The organism is Embleya sp. NPDC001921, from assembly GCF_053594475.1.
In genome coordinates this window covers 141578-157681 of the sequence record NZ_JBSFEO010000018.1, presented here as the reverse complement: position 1 = coordinate 157681, position 16104 = coordinate 141578, and the positions used below count along the sequence as shown (strand labels likewise).

The following is a 16104-nucleotide window of genomic DNA, read 5'->3' as shown; positions in this document are numbered from 1 at the left end:
AGCACAGCGCCACTTCGCGCCCGCGTACTCCCGGGAACCCGCCACCGCGGCCTCGATCCCCGGGGGCTCGAGCCGGGACGAACCGGTCAACCGATTCGGTCGGCCGGCATCCGACGTCTCGGCCCGCCGCCCGGACCCTTCCGCGATGTTCGGCCCGGGACACAACGCTCCTTCACGGCGGTGACGCGGTGGTGCACGCTATGCCGGCTCCGGGCCACCGGCCGCGTCCGGGACGAAGTGCTTCCAGCCCCATTCGCCGAGCGGGGCCAAGGCGTCGCTCAGTTCCCGGCCGCGCGGGGTCAGCGAGTACTCGACCCGCGGCGGGACTTCGTCGAAGACCTCACGCCGTACGATGCCGGCGGCCTCCAGTTCGCGCAGTTGTGCGGCGAGCACCTTCTCCGTGACACCGGGAATCATCCGGCGCAGCTGCCCGAACCGCACACGGCCCTGCACCTCCAGTGCCCAGACGACAAGCACCTTCCACTTGCCGCCGATGACCTCGATCGCGGCGTCGATCCCGCAGTGTGCCGCCCCCGGCCGCTGCCCCGTGCCCATGACGTACCCTTTCCGACCTGCATACTTACCCCGGTGTAAGCGCCTACTTCGAAGTGCGTTCTTGAGCTCGGCGCCGAACGGATCGAGGCTGGGGCCATGACGAACCCCGCGACGAACCCCACTTCCTCCCTGCCCGACGACGCCTCCTCGACCACCCGAGTATCCCTGCTCGGCCTCGGTTCCATGGGAACCGCCTGGGCCCGTGCCTGGCTGGCCGCCGGGCAGCCGCTGACCGTGTGGAACCGCACCGGAGCCAAGGCCGACACGATGGCCGCCGCGTACGGCGCCGCCGCCGCGCCGAACGTGGCCGCGGCCGTGGCCGCGAGCGACCTCGTGCTGCTCTGCCTCCTCGACGACGCCTCGGTCACCGAGACCCTGGAGGGGATCGACCTGACCGGCAAGGACGTCGTGAACCTCACCACCGGCACCCCGGCCGAGGGCCGCGCCCGGTCCGTCTGGGCGCGGGATCGCGGGGCGCGCTTCCTGGACGCCGGGATCATGGCCGTGCCGCCGATGGTCGGCGTCCCGGAAGCCGGCGGATACACCCTCTACAGCGGCGCCCGGGACGTGTTCGACCGGCACCGGGCGATCCTGGGCATCCCGACCGGCGCCCGCTACGTCGGCCAAGACGCCGGTGCCGCCGCGCTGATCGACGTGGCGCTTCTGAGCGCGATGTACGGACTGTTCGGCGGGATGACGCACGCCCACGCGCTGGTCGCCGGAGAAGCCGTGGACCGGGACGAGTTCGCGGGGCTGCTGACCGGGTGGATGACCGCGATGGCCGGGGCTTACCACGCCGCGGGCGCGTCGGGGGAGGACGCGAAGCTGGAGATGCAACTGGAGGCGAGCCGTACGCTCTCGCGCACCGCCACGGAGCAAGGCGTCAGCGCCGAACTGATCGACCCCTACTTCAAACTGATGGAACGACAGATCTCACTCGGCGAGCCCGACCCGACCGCCGCGCTCCGCATCCCGACACCGACGACCTAGAACGTGGTGTTCGCGGCGCCACGCACCGCGCATTGTCGCCGGCCGCCGCCGGCGATCGCTCACGCCTCACGGCCCGATACCCGACTGTCCGCCGGGGCCGACGGGATGCGTGACGCGATTGCCGCACGTGCGGGCGTTCGCGAAACGGGTGCGGACACCCGAGCCTGCCCGCGCGGCGCCGGGTACGGTACACACAGCCGTCCGCGGGCGCGTGATGTGCGGTGGTCGGGCTCGGTCCGCGCAGGTGCCCCGCGTCCGTAGGGTTGGCGATGTCGGGTGGATCGAACCGGAGTGGGACGAGATGACGAGATGACCGAGCCCGGGTCGGCGGAGCCGGAACTGACGGACGACGAGAAGCAGATCAATCGGAGATACCGATTGGACGATCTGCTGCAGGACGCGGTGGCGACGGCATTCACCGGTTCCGTCCTGGCCGCGATCTCGGACGATCGCTTGGCGCCGGACGTCAACCGTGCCCTGGAGGCCAGGGCACGCGAACTCGGGGAGTCGGCCGCGGCGCGCGCCGAGGAGGCACGGACGGTGCTCGGCGACTTCATGCGCCACGAGGTGAGCACCTCCTTGGAGATGGATCACGATCGGCCGATGACGGCTGACGAGGCGGCCCGCTTCGACGGCTGGATGCGGACGCCCGACGGCAACAACGTCGAGGGCTACGCGTTCCCGCCCCGGACGTTCCCCGTCGACCGAATCGCCGACGCGAGACCGATGGCGGACGAGGTGCGTCGGGCGGTTGCCGAACACGGGGACGCGGTCCCGGCCGCGCGGTTGCCCGCCGTGATCGAGAACACCGTCCGCTCGCACATCCGGTTGGACGCCCCGGTGGGCAATCCGATGGACGCCCACCTCTACGACGCGATGGCCTCACATCTGGTGCGCGAACCGGGCGCGGAGGTCGATCCTCGGATCCAGCAGGTCTACGCCCGGCGCGGAAGCGTTTTCCAGCAGCACATGTCCGGCCATCGCGTGATCCCGCCGGTGGAGGGCCGGGTGGAATCCGTCCTGGCCCGTGACCTGGCGAGCCTGCGATCGTCCGCCCGCACGCCCGCGTGGGAGTGGCAGCGCTACGCGCCGGCCGCCGAGCAGAGTGCGCGATCCGCGCCGGCGAGCGCCCCCTCCCGCGCCGAGACGGTGAACACGCGCGCCCTCGTGACGGCCACGGGGTTCACCCCCGCCAAGGACGTCCCGTCGAAGGTCGCCCCGAACGTCGAGGGCGAGACCAACCACGGCGTGCCGACGGTGCCGGCGGTCATCCGCTCGGTGCGCGCCGGCCGCGAGACGAGCGGCCCCTGACCGACCGGCGCCGGCCCCGACGGGGCTCCCCGAACCACGGTCGAACCAGGGTCGGGAGGAGCAGCCGCCGTCGGCCCCCGGGGCCGAACCGCCGCTTCGCAACGAGCGGACGGAGTTCGCCGCGCGCCGCCGACGCGATCGGACGAGGCGCAGCCGACACCGACGCCTTGGCAACATCCTCCCGCTCGCTCCGAACAGGCGGTTGTGTGCCCTTGGCCCGCGGGTCATGTTCGTGGCGGGTCGGAGCGGGTGAAACGGGCCCGGGAGCAGCTCATCCGGCGTCCGGGCGAGTCGGGACGACGGGCAGGACCAGGGCCGACTCCGGATGCAACGCCACGCTCGTCGGCACGATCTCCCGCGCCGTATGCGCGGGCTCCCCCGATCCGGTGTTGCGGGCGAAGCGCGGGTGGGCGCCGCCGCTCAACTGGAGGCGAACGCGATGCCCGGCCGCGAAGCGGTACGCGGTGGCAATCATCCCGACGTCGACCCGCGCCGGTGAGGTGCCGTTCGGGGTCAGCCGAAGGATGCCGTCGCACACATTGCTCGACCGGCCGCGCTCGTCGACGTCGCACAGGCGGGCGAACACGTCGATGTGATCGGTGCCGGTGGCCGCGTACAGCTCCGCGAGTACGGGACCACACACCTCCAGCGGCTCGGTCAGCGGCGGTGTGGTGAAGATCAGGACGTCGTCGCGAGCCTCCAACGCGGTGTTGTCACGGGGGCCGGCCTTGGGCGAGAGTGTCGCGCCGCCGACGGAGGGTGTCGGGTCGGCGGGGTCGTAGCGAAGTGTCAAGGGCGCCGAGGCCGCGGCGGGCCGCCGGCTCAGCGTGCCGTCGGCCGCGATGTACCGGCGTTGCGCCTCCGCCTCGACCGGTGGCCACTCCGGTAGATCCCGCCATTCGTCGGCGCCGCCCACGTGCACCCGCACCGGGGACTCCCGCAGTGCCGACCGGTCGTCGTACAGGTGCGCGCGCAGCCAGGCCAGACTGTCCGCGAACACCCGCGGCCACCCCTGTTGCAGCATCGAGGTGTGCGTCCACGGCCCGACGAGCAGTGCCGTCTCGCAACCGGCGCTTCGGAGTCGGTGGTACTGGCCGAGGTTCTGCTCGAACATGACGTCGTGCCGGCCGGCGACCAGGAGCGTCGGCACGGAGAGCGTGTCGGCGGCGCGGCCCGCGTCCGCGCCGGTCCAGTGCGGGTCGGCGGCGTCGGGGTGAGCGAGCGCGGCCTCCAGGAACGGCACCCGCTCACCGAGTCCGAGGGCGCAGGCGTCCGGCAGCGGGAGCGTGCGGGCGACCCGCCGCAGGGTGCGCTGGAGACGGATGGCCGCCATGACCAAGCGCCGGTTGCTTCGGTGTTGGTGCACGAAGCCCGCGGTGGTGGCGAGCGCGTTCTCCAGGTGGAAGACGCCGCCGGCGTGGAAGTACGCGTGCGGGTCGTGCAAGCCGGCGTGGAACACCATCGCACGCAACTCCGGGGGCGGGTCGAGCGCCGTGGCCCACTGCGTGTAGCCCAGGTAGCTGGAGCCGATCGTGCCCAAGTCCCCTGTGAACCATGGCTGTTCGCGCAGCCACACGAGGGTCGACCGCCCGTCGGCGGCCTCGTTGTCCCAGAGCGCGAACGTGCCGCCGGATCCGCCGGTGCCCCGGCAGCTCTGCAGGACGACGTGGAACCCGTGTTCGGCGAAGGCGAGTCCGTACATCGACGCCCAGGGGAAGCCGCGCCCGTACGGCGAGCGCACGAGCAGCGTGGGGAAGTCACCGGGTGCGGCCGGGAAGTAGTGGTCGGCCACCAGCGGACTGCCGTCGGCGGCGGGAATGCGCAGGTCGGCCTCGTACGCCACCCGATATGGCGCGGCGGGCATACCGCGCATGGTGCGCCGCATCGCCCGTACTCGACGTGGCGGCTTGCGCGGGGGTCGGTCCGGGGACGTCGGGTGGGAGGTGGTGCTCGTCATGGTGCTCTCGCTTTCCGAACTCGCGCGGTCGGACGCCGATGCGCTGGGTGGCCGATGCGCCGGCGGGCCGGGCCTGCGTTGCGGTCGCCATTCCGGTACTAAGTACGAGAATAGCGCATGCTTGGATGGACGTGCCAAGCACCCACCGAGCACCCGCCTGTGAAAGGAGCCGCCGTGGCCGGTCCGGACTCAGCCGAACGGAGCGGTGGGGTGGACCCCGAGGCGTTGTGGCTGCATCGGCCGCAACCGCGTCGTGGCCGCCCGCCCACACACAGCCGCGCCGAGGTGACGGCCGCGGCCGTCGCGATCGCCGACGCCGACGGGCTCGCCGCCGTGACGATGCGCAGCGTCGCGGCGCGCGTCGGTGTCGGGGTGATGTCCCTGTACTCCTATGTGCCCAACAAGGAGACCCTGCTGGAGTTGATGATCGACCTGGTCGCCGGTGACCAGCCGGATCCACCCGCCCCGACCGGGGCATGGGCCGAGGATCTGCGCGAACTGGCGCATGCCCAACGGGACCTGATGCGACGTCATCCGTGGCTGCCGGCCGCCCTGTCGGAACGGCAGACGCTCGGCCCGAACACGCTCGCCTTCACGGAACACGCGCTCGCCGTGCTCGAACCGGCGGGATTCGGCGGACACGGCGCACTCGAAGTGATCAGCCTGGTGGTGGGATTCGTGGCGAGCCACGTCGGATACGAGGTCGCCCAGGACCGCGCCGCGGCCCGCGCCGGCCGGACCACGCGCGAACTGGCCGAGGCCCAGGGCCGCTACCTGCGGGCGGTGGCGGCGAGCCCGGACTACCCGCGCCTGTCCAAGATGATGACGGAACCGGGCCGTTCCGCCGACCCGGACGCGACGTTCGACCGCCTGCTGCGGCACCTCCTGGACGGACTGGCCGCGACTCACGGTACCCACGAGAGGTAGCGATCGGCGGTTTCGCGTCGTATGAGTGGCGGCACGGGGCCACCGGTGTCAGCGGCCCTCGGTCCACGCGCGCAGGCCCCACCGGAAGGCGTGCTCCGCGCCGGGCTCCAGTGCCACCAGACCGGCGCCGCTGCGGAACGCGTCCGCCGGGCAGGACATCGGCTCCACCGCGATGCCCTTGCGCCGAGCCGGCTCGGGAAGCGTGTCCCCCGTGTACACCTGCACGAACTCGACTCCCTCACCGAGCCACAGGTCGGTGCCGTACGACCTCGAAGGGTGCGCGAGCCGCACCACGGCAAGACCGCAGGAGCCCCGCTCCAATGCGGCGAAGGCGGTGTCCAGACGCTGGGTGCCGACCGCCCTCGGCGTGCGGAAGTCGAAGAGTGAACCGGCCACCGGTTCCGCCGCGGCGGGCATGCCCAGGTGGTCGGCCGGCAGCCATTCTCGAGCCGGGAGGGTGAGCACCGCGTCGTCCACCCGGTCGGTACCCACGGTGAGGTAGGGGTGCTGGCCGACCCCGTAGGGCGCCGTGCCACCACCGAGGTTTCGGGCGACCACGGCGACCGCCAGCCCCGCCGGCCCGAGCGCGTACTCCACCCGGAACCGGAGATGGAAGGGGTAGCCCGGCTGTGGCCAGAGCGTGGCGCCGAGGAGTACGCGATCCTCGTGCTCTTCCACCACCTGCCAGGACGTCCAGCGCAGCAGCCCGTGGATCGCGTTGCCCTTCTCGGGCTCGGTCAGCGGCAGTCGGTGCTCCTCGCCGTTCCACCGGTACCGCCCCCCGCCGATCCGGTTCGGCCACGGTACGAGCACCTGACCACGGCCTCCCACGATCCGCTCGTCGGCGGAGAAGCCGTCCAGAACCGGCCGTCCGCCGACCGAATAGCTGCGCAGCGCACCGCCGAGTTCCACGATGACGGCGGTCTGTTCGTCTTTGCGCAGCACGATCTGCCGGCCTGTCGGACTCACGGACACAATCGGCCTCCACATCGGGATTCCGGATCCGGTCGCACAACGGCGCGAACGCCACCCGCGCACCGGAACGGGCGTCGGACTAGGACGGATCGACCTGCCCACCGGCGGGCGGGGAGCCGGCAGGCGCGGAGCCGGCAGGCGCGGAGCCGGCAGACGATGAGCCAGGCGGCGAAGCCCCGAGCCGCGTGGAGCCGGTCGGCGCACCCGCCGCGACGCCGGGCACCGGGGTGAGCCTCAGCGAGACCACATACGAGACCACCACCGCGACGATCACCAGCGGCATCACGGTGAGCCCCTGCGAGCCCAGCAGCAGCGTGGCCAGCAGCACCGAGGTCATCGGGAGTCTCAGCATCACCACGCACATCGCGCCGATACCCATCGCGAATCCGGAGGTCAGGTCCAGCCCGGGAAGATGGGACAGGGCGATCCCGCCCACCGCGCCCACGAACATCGAGGGAAAGACGAGGCCGCCCCGAAAGGCGCTCAGTGACACGCAGTACGCCACCGACTTGCAGAAGATCAGCAGCACCAGCGCACTCACCGAGTATCCGGCGCTTCCGGCGAGCAGCGGGTCCAGTGCGTGCTGCCCCGAGTACAGCACCCCCGACGCGTCGTACCCCGACCCTTCGGCATACACGAGCGCGGCCACTCCGACGATCACACCCATCGCCACGGTGACCGGCATCCGCCGCTGCTCCACCCGCACCTGCAGATAGAGGGCGCCCCGACGGATCCCCGTGCCGAGAAAGGCCGCCGCGAGTCCGATCACCAGGGCCCAGCCGAACGACGCGAAATCCGGCAGATCGGCGGCGGGCACATCGTGCAGGGTCAGGGAGTACGTGCCCAGGCCGGTCCACGAGCCCAGGCCGATGAACACGAGCGAACCGATACCGGCCGCCAGCAGGCCCGGCACCAGCACCATCCCGAGCATCGGTCCGCCGAGGCCTGACGCCTCCATCAGCAGGAACGCCCCCAGGAGCGGCGATCCCAGCAGCGCGCTGATCGCGGCGAAGCTTCCGGCGGCGCCCACCACGGCGCTCGCCTTCGGCTCGAGGTCCCGCTTCACCAGCCGTGCGCCGAACACGGCGAGGCCGCCGCCGAGGGCGATGAGCGGCGCCTCGGGCCCGAGCACGACGCCGAGCCCGAGGGAGGCCAGTGCCGCGAGCGCGATACCGGGCAGTGCCGCCGCGGACGGCGCTCCCGTCGAGGCGAGGCCCTCGGCCGGCTTGTGCCCGCCTTCCCCCGGTAGCCGGCGAATGATCAGCCCGACCAGCACACCCGCCACGGCGAGCAACGGCACCGGCCACCACGAGGGCGTGTCGTCGAAGCCCAGGGCCTTGGGCGCATCGGTGTAGGTCAGCGACTCGAGTCGGGAGACCAGGGCGAGGAATCCGAACGCCGCCGCCGAGATCGGGACCCCGAGAACCGCCGTCATCACCAAGAGACCCAAGTACCCGCGGGCGCGAACGGGCGCGAAGGGATCCGGTGGCACGGTTTCGGGCCCTCCGGCAGGCGTGGCCGACACTCTCATCGTCTCCTCAGCGTCGGAACCCCACCCGAAGGCACCGGCTCACAAGCCTTTGTCTCGTGATACCACCCGAAAGGAGCGAGCCCCGCGTACCCGGCCCGCGGAACTCCGGCATGTCCCGCACCGTCATACCCCCAGCCCAATCGCACCGCGGCGCAACCACTGCCCGGACTTCGGCCCGCGGGCGTTGCTACACGTCGCGGGGCGGTCGGCCGAATTGCCCGCGGCGCAGGCCGACCCTCCGCCAGATCCGCCGCTGGAGGCGGAGCGTGGCGGTGCCCACCACGACCAGTACCACGATGTTGACCAGCAACTGGACGAGCGATCCCCATGCCTCGCTCCAGGCGGCGAAGGCGACCGAGACACCGACGTCGGCGGCCGCCGGAATCGTGGTGACCGAGATGAACACGCCGAGCAGAGCGCTCGTCCTGGCCTCGGTGAGCGAGACGATGCCGACGATCCCGGCCAGTGTCGCGACGGCGACCGAGAAGAAGTCGGGGGTGTCGATGAGATTGGACACCGGCCGCAGCCCCAAGCCGAATGCCCTCGACTGGAGGTCGAACGCGCGAATGAGGAGGCTGAACAACAGCGTGGCGACGATCGCCAGCACGAAGCCCACGGACAGCGCGCGCAGACCCTGCCGGATTCTCCTGCGATCGTGTCGGTCGATGCCCAGCGCGACGCTGACGATTGCCCCGTATTCGGGGCCGACGACCATGGCCGCGACGATCAGGATCTGCGAATTGGTGACGATCCCGACACAGCCGATCAGCCCCGCGATGACCAGATAGAGAAAAAAGCTCGGCGGGTACGTGCCCTGGGCGCGGATCCGCGCCTCGACCTGCTCCCAGACGGGCGCCCCGGCCAACGGCCCCAGATCCCGCGGTCCGGCGTCGGCGGCCCGGCCGGAGAAGGCCATGTCCACCGGTTCGATCACGATCGAGCCCCGGTGGTCGAGCCGCAGCGCGCGCAGGCCGCGCAGGACGTCGTTCGCCGCTCCGGTGAGCACGTCGCACGCGATCGCGTCGCCGTCCGGGTTGCGCGCGGCGCCGGGCTGGACGATCAGGTTGAGCACGCACGGATCGCCGGCGAGCAGGGCGACGGCCTCGCCGGTGACGTCGGGCGGGCTCACGGCACGGACATGGATCATGTCCATCCAGAACCTCCGGGATTTTTCGGACGCCCGCTCTCACCCCGCCGGTCGCCGACCGGATCGGCGGGGAACGGGTCCGTCGTGTGGTTCTCTCCAGCTAACGCAGCAGCCGCCCGGTTCGGCAATCGGGGCCCTCGTTGCCCCAGGGGCGCACCGGCCGCGCCCACGCTGCCCCGAAAGGCAGCGGGCCGGCGCCTGCCGGATAGTGGATCGAGTAGGGATCCGTCTGAGATTGGACGCTCATGGACCGCTACCCTCCCATCGCGGAGCACGGCCTGATAGGCGACCTTCAGACCGCCGCCCTGGTTTCCTCACAAGGCGTCGTCGACTGGTTCGCGGCACCCCGGTTCGACTCCCCCAGCATTTTCGCGGCACTGCTCGATCACGATCGAGGCGGCTTCTTCCGCGTGAGCCCCGACTCCTCGGAAGGCACCTGCAAGCAGCTCTATTACCCCGACACCGCGATTCTGGTGACCAGATTCATGTCCCCGGACGGGGTCGGCGAGGTGATCGACTGGATGCCGCCGAACAGCAGCCGTACCCCGAGCAACCGGCACGCCCTGCTCCGCGCCGTGCGCACGGTGCGCGGCACCGTGCGGTTCGACCTCGAGTGCCGACCGCGCTTCGACTACGGCCGGGCCGCCCACCGACTCGATCTGGGATCCGACGGCGGCGTGTTCCGGGCCCCGGGCGTGACCGCGTACCTCCAGAGCAGTTTCCCGCTGGAGCGCGACGGCGACGATCTGCGGGGTTCGATCACCTTGAGCGTGGGCCAGGAGGCGGGGGCCGTCTTCACCGTCTGCGACGGCGACGGCGAGGCTCCACAACCGTTCACCGTCACCGGGGGAACCGAGCAGCTCTGGAACGCCGCCGACTTCTGGCAGCAATGGGTGCACGGCTCCAACTACCGAGGCCGCTGGCCCGACATGGTCAATCGCTCCGCCATCACCCTCAAGCTGCTCACCTACGCCCCCAGCGGCGCACCGGTGGCCGCGGCCACGATGGGCCTGCCCGAGCAGGTCGGCGGCGAACGCAACTGGGACTACCGCTACACCTGGGTACGCGACGGGTCGCTCTCCGTCCGGGCGCTGCTCGACCTCGGGTTCGTCGAGGAGGCGACGGACTTCACACACTGGCTCGGCGACCGACTCCGTGCCACGGCCGGGCAGGAGGGGGAGCCGCTCCAGATCATGTACCGGGTCGACGGTGAGCCGCTGTCGACGGAAGAGATCCTCGACCACCTCGAGGGCTACCGAGGTTCCGCGCCGGTGCGGCTCGGCAACGCGGCTTCCGACCAGTTGCAGTTGGACATCTACGGCGAGGCCCTCTACGCCCTGTCGGAGGGGCGCGAGGTCGCCATCCAGGCCGGCTACCGCGGCTGGCAGATCCTCTCCCGCGCCCTGGACTGGTTGGCCGACTCCTGGGACCGGCCCGACGAGGGCATCTGGGAAACCCGCGGCGGGCGCAAGGACTTCACCTACAGCCGGGTCATGTGCTGGGCGGCCTTCGACCGCGGCCTGCGCATGGCGACCCAGTTCAGCCGACCCGCCGACACCGACCGCTGGACCGAGGCCCGCGACAGCATCCTCGAACAGGTCATGGCGCACGGCTGGAGCGAGTCCGCTCAGGCCTATGTCCAACACTACGGCGGGGACGCCGTCCTGGACGCGTCGCTGCTGCTGATGCCCCGGGTCGGCTTCGTCGCGCCCAAGGACCCGTCCTGGCTCTCCACGCTGGATGCCATGGACCGCACGCTGGTCTCCGACAGCCTGGTCTACCGGTACGACCCGGCCGCCTCTCCGGACGGACTGCGCGGCTCCGAGGGCACGTTCAGCCTGTGCACCTTCCTCTACGTGGACGCGCTCGCGCGGGCCGGACGCCTGCGTCCCGCCCGGTACACCTTCCAAAAGATGCTCACCTACGCCAACCACGTCGGCCTCTTCGCCGAGGAGGTCGGCCCCAGCGGCGAGCAACTGGGCAATTTCCCGCAGGCGTTCACCCACCTCTCCCTCATCACGGCCGCCTGCACGCTGGACGAGGCCATCGACCACCGGCGCGGCTGAGACGGGGCGGGCAACGATGTGCACAGGCATACCGAGCGGACCCGACCGCCGGCCTCACCGGAACCGGAATCCGCGGCAGAGCCGGATCGAGTTCAAGGCCCTGTACGAACGCCTGCGCCTGCGGGCCGTCGACCCGAGCGGCGGGCGGGGCGCCCTGGCCGGCCTCACCCCGGACAGGGTCCGCGCCGCGGCGGCGGAGGTCCGCTCCGGTCGTACCGTCACCCTCGCCTCACCGGTGGAGACGCGGCTCGCACCGGACGACCCGCACCCGGCGGGCCACCGGATGACCAGCCCGCCCGAGGCGACGACCGACGGCACCGGGCTCCACTTCGCCACCGACCGCTTCGACATGCACGTGCACGGCGACGCCGACAGCCATCTGGACGCGCTGTGCCACGTCGTCTACGACGGCACCCTGCACGGCGGTGTCCCCGCGACCACGATCACCGGCGACGGCGCCACGGCGCTCTCCGTCGAGCAGGCCCGGAACGGGATCGTCGGCCGCGGCGTGCTGCTCGACATCCCGCGGCTGCGCGAGGTGCCCTGGCTCGAACCGGGCGACCACGTCAGCGCCGACGACCTCGTCGCCGCCGAGCGCGCCCAGCAGGTGCGCGTGGGCCCGGGCGACCTGCTGTTCGTCCGGGTCGGCCACCGTCGCCGACGCGCCGAGACCGGACCGTGGGACGTCGCGCGCAGCCGAGCGGGCCTGCATCCGAACGCGATGGAGTTCCCGGCAGCGCGCGGGGTGGCCGCCCTGGGCAGCGACAGCAACAACGACACCGCACCGAGCGTCACCGAGGGCGTCGACTTCCCCGTGCACGTACTGGCCGTGCACGCCCTCGGGCTCCACCTCCTCGACTACCTGCAGTTCGAGGACCTGGTTCCGCTCTGCGAGCGGGAGCGCCGCTGGTCCTTCCTCTGCGTGATCGCGCCACTGCGGCTTCCCGCGGCGACCGGCTCACCCGTCAACCCCATCGCGATCCTGTGACCGCCGGCCCGCCGGCGGACGCGTTCGCCCGACCACTCACGACCTCCAGGTGGCGACATGGCAGACAACGAGCACTACGACGTCATCATCATCGGCACCGGCGCGGGCGGCGGCACCCTCGCGCACCGGCTCGCCTCCACCGACAAGCGCGTCCTGATCCTGGAACGCGGCGACTACCTCCCCCGAGAGCGGGACAATTGGGAATCGACCGCAGTCTTCGTCAAGGGGAAGTACCGCGCCCCGGAGTTCTGGTTCGACAAACACGGCGACCGGTTCCCGCCGGAGGTCAACTATTACGTCGGCGGGAACACCAAGTTCTACGGCGCGGCGCTGTTCCGCCTGCGCCCCCAGGACTTCGGCGAACTGCGCCACCACGGCGGGATATCCCCCGCGTGGCCGATCCGCTACGAGGACCTGGAGCCCTACTACACGCGGGCCGAGCACCTCTACCTCGTGCACGGCCGACACGGCGAGGATCCGAGCGAGGGACAAGCCGGTGCCCAGTACGCCTATCCACCGGTACGCCACGAACCGCGGATCCAGCAGCTCAGCGACGACATGGAGAAACGCGGACTGCACCCGTTCCACCTGCCCATCGGCGTGAACCTCACGCAGGACGAGCACGGCCGTGCCACCCACGAGAGCGTGTGCATCCGCTGCAACCGGGTGGACGGCTTCCCCTGCCTGGTGCGCGGCAAGGCGGACGCACAGGTGATCTGCGTCGATCCCGCGCTGAAGCACCCCAACGTGCGGATGGAGACGGGCACCAACGTGCGGCGGCTGGAGACCGATCCGAGCGGACGCAGCGTCACGACGGTGGTGGCCGAGTCGGCGGACGGCACGATCGTCCGGTTCCGCTCCGACATCGTGGTGGTCGCCTGCGGAGCGGTGAACTCCGCGGCGCTGCTCCTGCGTTCGGCGAACGATCGGCATCCGGGCGGGTTGGCGAACAGCTCGGACGTGGTCGGTCGCCACTACATGCGACACAACAACCTTGCGCTGATGGCGGTTTCGAAGGAACCGAACGACACCCTGTTCCAGAAGACCCTCGCCATGAACGACTGGTATCTGGGCGCGGACGACTGGGACTATCCCCTCGGCGGCGTCCAGATGCTGGGCAAGTCGGACTCCGACCAGATCCGGGGCGAGGCGCCGCGCTGGGCCGGGATGGCCTCGCCGGACATGCCCTTCGAGGTACTGGCCCACCACGCCGTGGACTTCTGGCTGTGCGGGGAGGACCTCCCGCGACCCGAGAACCGCGTCACCCTGGACGACCAGGGCGAGATCCACCTGACCCTGGACGAGAAGAACAACATCAAGGGACTCGAGCGCCTACAGCACAAGCTCCGGGGCAACCTGGAACACCTGGGGATGCACCCGCACCACCTGCTCCCCCACAGCCTCTACCTGCACAAGGGAATGCCGATCGGCGCGACCGCGCACCAGGCGGGCACCGTGCGCTTCGGCACCGATCCGCGGCGTGCGGCGCTCGACGTCAACTGCAAGGCCCACGACCTGGACAACCTGTACGTCGTGGACACGAGCTTCTTCCCGAGCATCGGCGCGGTCAATCCCTCGCTGACCGCCATCGCGAACGCCCTGCGGGTCGGCGACCACCTGGCGGAGCGCCTGGGCTGAGCGCCCCGGCGCCGAACGGCTAACCGGGGAACGCCCGTGCGCACGAACGGCGTTGCGGTGGTCGGCCGGCAACGACGTTCCGGGTCAACCCCCTTCGGGCGTGCGCCTGGGGCCCGAGGGGAGCCGATCGGGCGGACTCAGCAGGATCGCGATGTCCCCGGCCCGCGGGGTCGGGGTGCGGGCCTCGGTGACCGGCGCGAGTTGCCCCTCCGCGCGCACCAGGAACAGCACATCGTGTCCGTCCGGGATGCCGCCGTCGACCCGGTGCGTCACGATCCGGGAGCCGCCCGCGTACCGATCGGCCAGCTCGGGCCGGGTCAGCCCGGAACCGAAGAGCGCCTCGCCCCCGGTGTACGGCGCCACCGCGCCGTGGCTGCCGGTCCGCGGCCCCAGGCGGTGCACGGGTCCTTCGACGCTCTCCCGAAGGGTCATCGCGGCCAGTGCGTTGAAGTCGTCCTCCTCGGTGAGCAGCAACACCCCGGTGATGCCTTCCAACTCCGCGCCGGCCCCGGTCGCCGCGGCGAGCAGTTCACCGGGCGCCAGTTGCAGTCCCGCTTCCGCGATCCGCGTGCGCTGGTCTTCGGCTCCGGCCCACATCAGGACGTCCAACCCCGCCGAGCGCAGGGCGCGGCCCAGGTCGACCACCCACGGGTCGCCGCCCACCACCAAGGGGCGCGAGCGCGCGGGACGCAGCACTCCCCACCGCCGGGCCGCCGGAAGAGCGGTCAGGCCGTACAGCGTGACGGTCGCGACGATCACCACGAACGTGGCCGGCAGGATCCGTTCGGCACCGGCGATCCCCTTGCGGATCAACGCGACGGAGAACGTGGAGGCGGTGGCCGCGGCGACGATGCCGCGCGGTGCCATCCAGCCGATGAACCGCCTTTCCCCGCCCCGGACATCGGTGCCGACGGTGGCGAGGAGCGCGACCAGCGGCCGGACCACGAGCACCAGGAGGGCGACCAGGGCGAGGGCCGGGAGCACCACGTGGCGCAGCGACTGCGGAGTGACGGTCGCCGAGATGGAGATGAACAGCACTCCGATGATCAGCGAGACCAGTGTCTCGAAGAAGGGTCGACGGGCCGGCAGGTCCAGTCCCGGCAGGTTGCCGAGCGCCATCCCCATGACGACCGCGGCGATCAGGCCGGTGTCGTCGCGCAGCACGTCGCAGGCCGCGGCCACGCCGACCACGGCGGCGAGTTGCACCGTGGTTCCCGGTACCTCGCCGAGCCGCAGGTGTCGGAGCGCCAGCCACAGCAGCCAGGCCCCCGCCGCGCCTCCCGCGACACCCACCGCCGCGCTGGCGCCGAACTGCCCCAGTTGGCTGCCCAGGCCTTGCCGGCGGGTCGAGACGACGGCGTGGAAGACGAGCGCGCCCAGGATGCCGCCGACCGGATCGATCAAGGATCCCTCCCAGACCAGCACTCGTTGCAGCCGCTCGGTCGGGCGCACGAAGTTGAGCAGCGGACCGACGACCGTGGGCCCCGAGACCACGAGGATCGCCCCCAACATCACCGCCGCGCGCTTGGACATGTCCAGCACCGGCACCGCGAACAGTGTCGCGGCCACCGAGGTGAGCAGCGTTCCGAGCCAGATCAGCCTGATCACCACGCGCCGCGTGTGGCCTCGGAGCCGCTTCATGTCCAGGCCGAGACCCGCGTCGTAGAGGATCACCGCGACCGCCAGCGAGACCAGCGGGGAAAAGGCCACGCCGAACAACTGCTCGGGATCGACGTCGTCGGTCAGCGTTCCGGCGACGAACCCGGTCGGCAGCAGGACCAGGAGCGCGGGAACGCGCAGTCGGCTCGCCAGCAGTTGGGAGCCGACGGCCGACACCAGGATCAGCCCCACGCCGGCCAGCACCTGGTCCGCGGTCACCGTCGCGTCCGCCGGATCCGGTCCGGTCATCGGCACCGGTCCGAGGATGGTCGCCGAAGCGATCGGGATCAGGTCGCCGACCATCGCCGCCGCTTGCCTGGGGCATCGGGCCTACCGGTGGGCCGCTCGGCGCCGCCGCGA

12 protein-coding genes are annotated in these 16104 nt (G+C 71.4%); 6 read left to right on the top strand and 6 right to left on the bottom strand.

Annotated elements, in window-relative coordinates; all coding sequences use genetic code 11:
- Window positions 1-198: 198 nt before the first annotated feature.
- A complete protein-coding gene (locus ACWCPW_RS22265; RefSeq protein WP_449763332.1) occupies window positions 199-555 on the bottom strand; it encodes a winged helix-turn-helix transcriptional regulator in 357 nt (118 codons plus the stop codon).
- Between the two features lie 96 nt (window positions 556-651).
- Between ACWCPW_RS22265 and ACWCPW_RS22260 the strand changes: the two genes are divergently transcribed.
- Window positions 652-1545 (top strand): NAD(P)-binding domain-containing protein, encoded by an 894-nt coding sequence (locus tag ACWCPW_RS22260; protein ID WP_449763331.1) that lies wholly within the window; start codon window positions 652-654, stop codon window positions 1543-1545.
- 309 nt (window positions 1546-1854) lie between these two features.
- Window positions 1855-2856 (top strand): hypothetical protein, encoded by a 1002-nt coding sequence (locus ACWCPW_RS22255; protein WP_449763330.1) that lies wholly within the window; start codon window positions 1855-1857, stop codon window positions 2854-2856.
- A gap of 271 nt (window positions 2857-3127) precedes the next feature.
- Here ACWCPW_RS22255 and ACWCPW_RS22250 read toward each other — a convergent pair whose 3' ends face one another.
- Window positions 3128-4729 carry a CocE/NonD family hydrolase gene (locus ACWCPW_RS22250; RefSeq protein WP_449763364.1) on the bottom strand — a complete coding sequence of 534 codons (1602 nt, stop codon included), beginning with the start codon at window positions 4727-4729 and terminating at the stop codon, window positions 3128-3130.
- A gap of 258 nt (window positions 4730-4987) precedes the next feature.
- Here ACWCPW_RS22250 and ACWCPW_RS22245 point away from each other — a divergent pair, with 258 nt between their 5' ends.
- Window positions 4988-5740, top strand: a complete 753-nt coding sequence (locus ACWCPW_RS22245) for a TetR/AcrR family transcriptional regulator C-terminal domain-containing protein (RefSeq protein WP_449763329.1) — start codon at window positions 4988-4990, stop codon at window positions 5738-5740.
- Between the two features lie 48 nt (window positions 5741-5788).
- Here ACWCPW_RS22245 and ACWCPW_RS22240 read toward each other — a convergent pair whose 3' ends face one another.
- The 3 genes from ACWCPW_RS22240 to ACWCPW_RS22230 form a co-directional block, all read right to left on the bottom strand.
- On the bottom strand, window positions 5789-6709 hold the full coding sequence (locus ACWCPW_RS22240; RefSeq protein ID WP_449763328.1) for an aldose 1-epimerase family protein: 921 nt from the start codon (window positions 6707-6709) through the stop codon (window positions 5789-5791).
- Window positions 6710-6794: 85 nt separating this feature from the next.
- Window positions 6795-8246, bottom strand: a complete 1452-nt coding sequence (locus ACWCPW_RS22235; RefSeq protein ID WP_449763327.1) for a chloride channel protein — start codon at window positions 8244-8246, stop codon at window positions 6795-6797.
- A gap of 187 nt (window positions 8247-8433) precedes the next feature.
- Entirely contained in the window at window positions 8434-9399 is a 966-nt protein-coding gene (locus ACWCPW_RS22230) for a DUF389 domain-containing protein (RefSeq protein WP_449763326.1), read from the bottom strand.
- A 239-nt stretch (window positions 9400-9638) separates the two neighbouring features.
- On the opposite strand from ACWCPW_RS22230, the gene ACWCPW_RS22225 reads away from it, so the two are divergent.
- The 3 genes from ACWCPW_RS22225 to ACWCPW_RS22215 are packed head-to-tail and all read left to right on the top strand — an operon-like array spanning window position 9639 to window position 14085.
- Entirely contained in the window at window positions 9639-11459 is a 1821-nt protein-coding gene (locus ACWCPW_RS22225; RefSeq protein WP_449763325.1) for a glycoside hydrolase family 15 protein, read from the top strand.
- A 16-nt stretch (window positions 11460-11475) separates the two neighbouring features.
- Window positions 11476-12447 (top strand): cyclase family protein, encoded by a 972-nt coding sequence (locus ACWCPW_RS22220; RefSeq protein WP_449763324.1) that lies wholly within the window; start codon window positions 11476-11478, stop codon window positions 12445-12447.
- A 57-nt stretch (window positions 12448-12504) separates the two neighbouring features.
- A complete protein-coding gene (locus tag ACWCPW_RS22215; RefSeq protein ID WP_449763323.1) occupies window positions 12505-14085 on the top strand; it encodes a GMC oxidoreductase in 1581 nt (526 codons plus the stop codon).
- 84 nt (window positions 14086-14169) lie between these two features.
- Here the strand turns inward: ACWCPW_RS22215 and ACWCPW_RS22210 are convergent, their stop codons facing one another.
- Entirely contained in the window at window positions 14170-15963 is a 1794-nt protein-coding gene (locus ACWCPW_RS22210) for a cation:proton antiporter (protein WP_449763363.1), read from the bottom strand.
- Window positions 15964-16104 lie beyond the last annotated feature (141 nt).

What these genes read in the sequence shown, in the direction of transcription:
- ACWCPW_RS22265 (WP_449763332.1), bottom strand. Translation starts at nt 555, where the DNA reads ATGGGCACGGGGCAGCGGCCGGGGGCGGCACACTGCGGGATCGACGCC.
- ACWCPW_RS22260 (WP_449763331.1), top strand. Translation starts at nt 652, where the DNA reads ATGACGAACCCCGCGACGAACCCCACTTCCTCCCTGCCCGACGACGCC.
- ACWCPW_RS22255 (WP_449763330.1), top strand. Translation starts at nt 1,855, where the DNA reads ATGACCGAGCCCGGGTCGGCGGAGCCGGAACTGACGGACGACGAGAAG.
- ACWCPW_RS22250 (WP_449763364.1), bottom strand. Translation starts at nt 4,729, where the DNA reads ATGCGCGGTATGCCCGCCGCGCCATATCGGGTGGCGTACGAGGCCGAC.
- ACWCPW_RS22235 (WP_449763327.1), bottom strand. Translation starts at nt 8,246, where the DNA reads ATGAGAGTGTCGGCCACGCCTGCCGGAGGGCCCGAAACCGTGCCACCG.
- ACWCPW_RS22230 (WP_449763326.1), bottom strand. Translation starts at nt 9,399, where the DNA reads ATGGACATGATCCATGTCCGTGCCGTGAGCCCGCCCGACGTCACCGGC.
- ACWCPW_RS22225 (WP_449763325.1), top strand. Translation starts at nt 9,639, where the DNA reads ATGGACCGCTACCCTCCCATCGCGGAGCACGGCCTGATAGGCGACCTT.
- ACWCPW_RS22220 (WP_449763324.1), top strand. Translation starts at nt 11,476, where the DNA reads ATGTGCACAGGCATACCGAGCGGACCCGACCGCCGGCCTCACCGGAAC.
- ACWCPW_RS22215 (WP_449763323.1), top strand. Translation starts at nt 12,505, where the DNA reads ATGGCAGACAACGAGCACTACGACGTCATCATCATCGGCACCGGCGCG.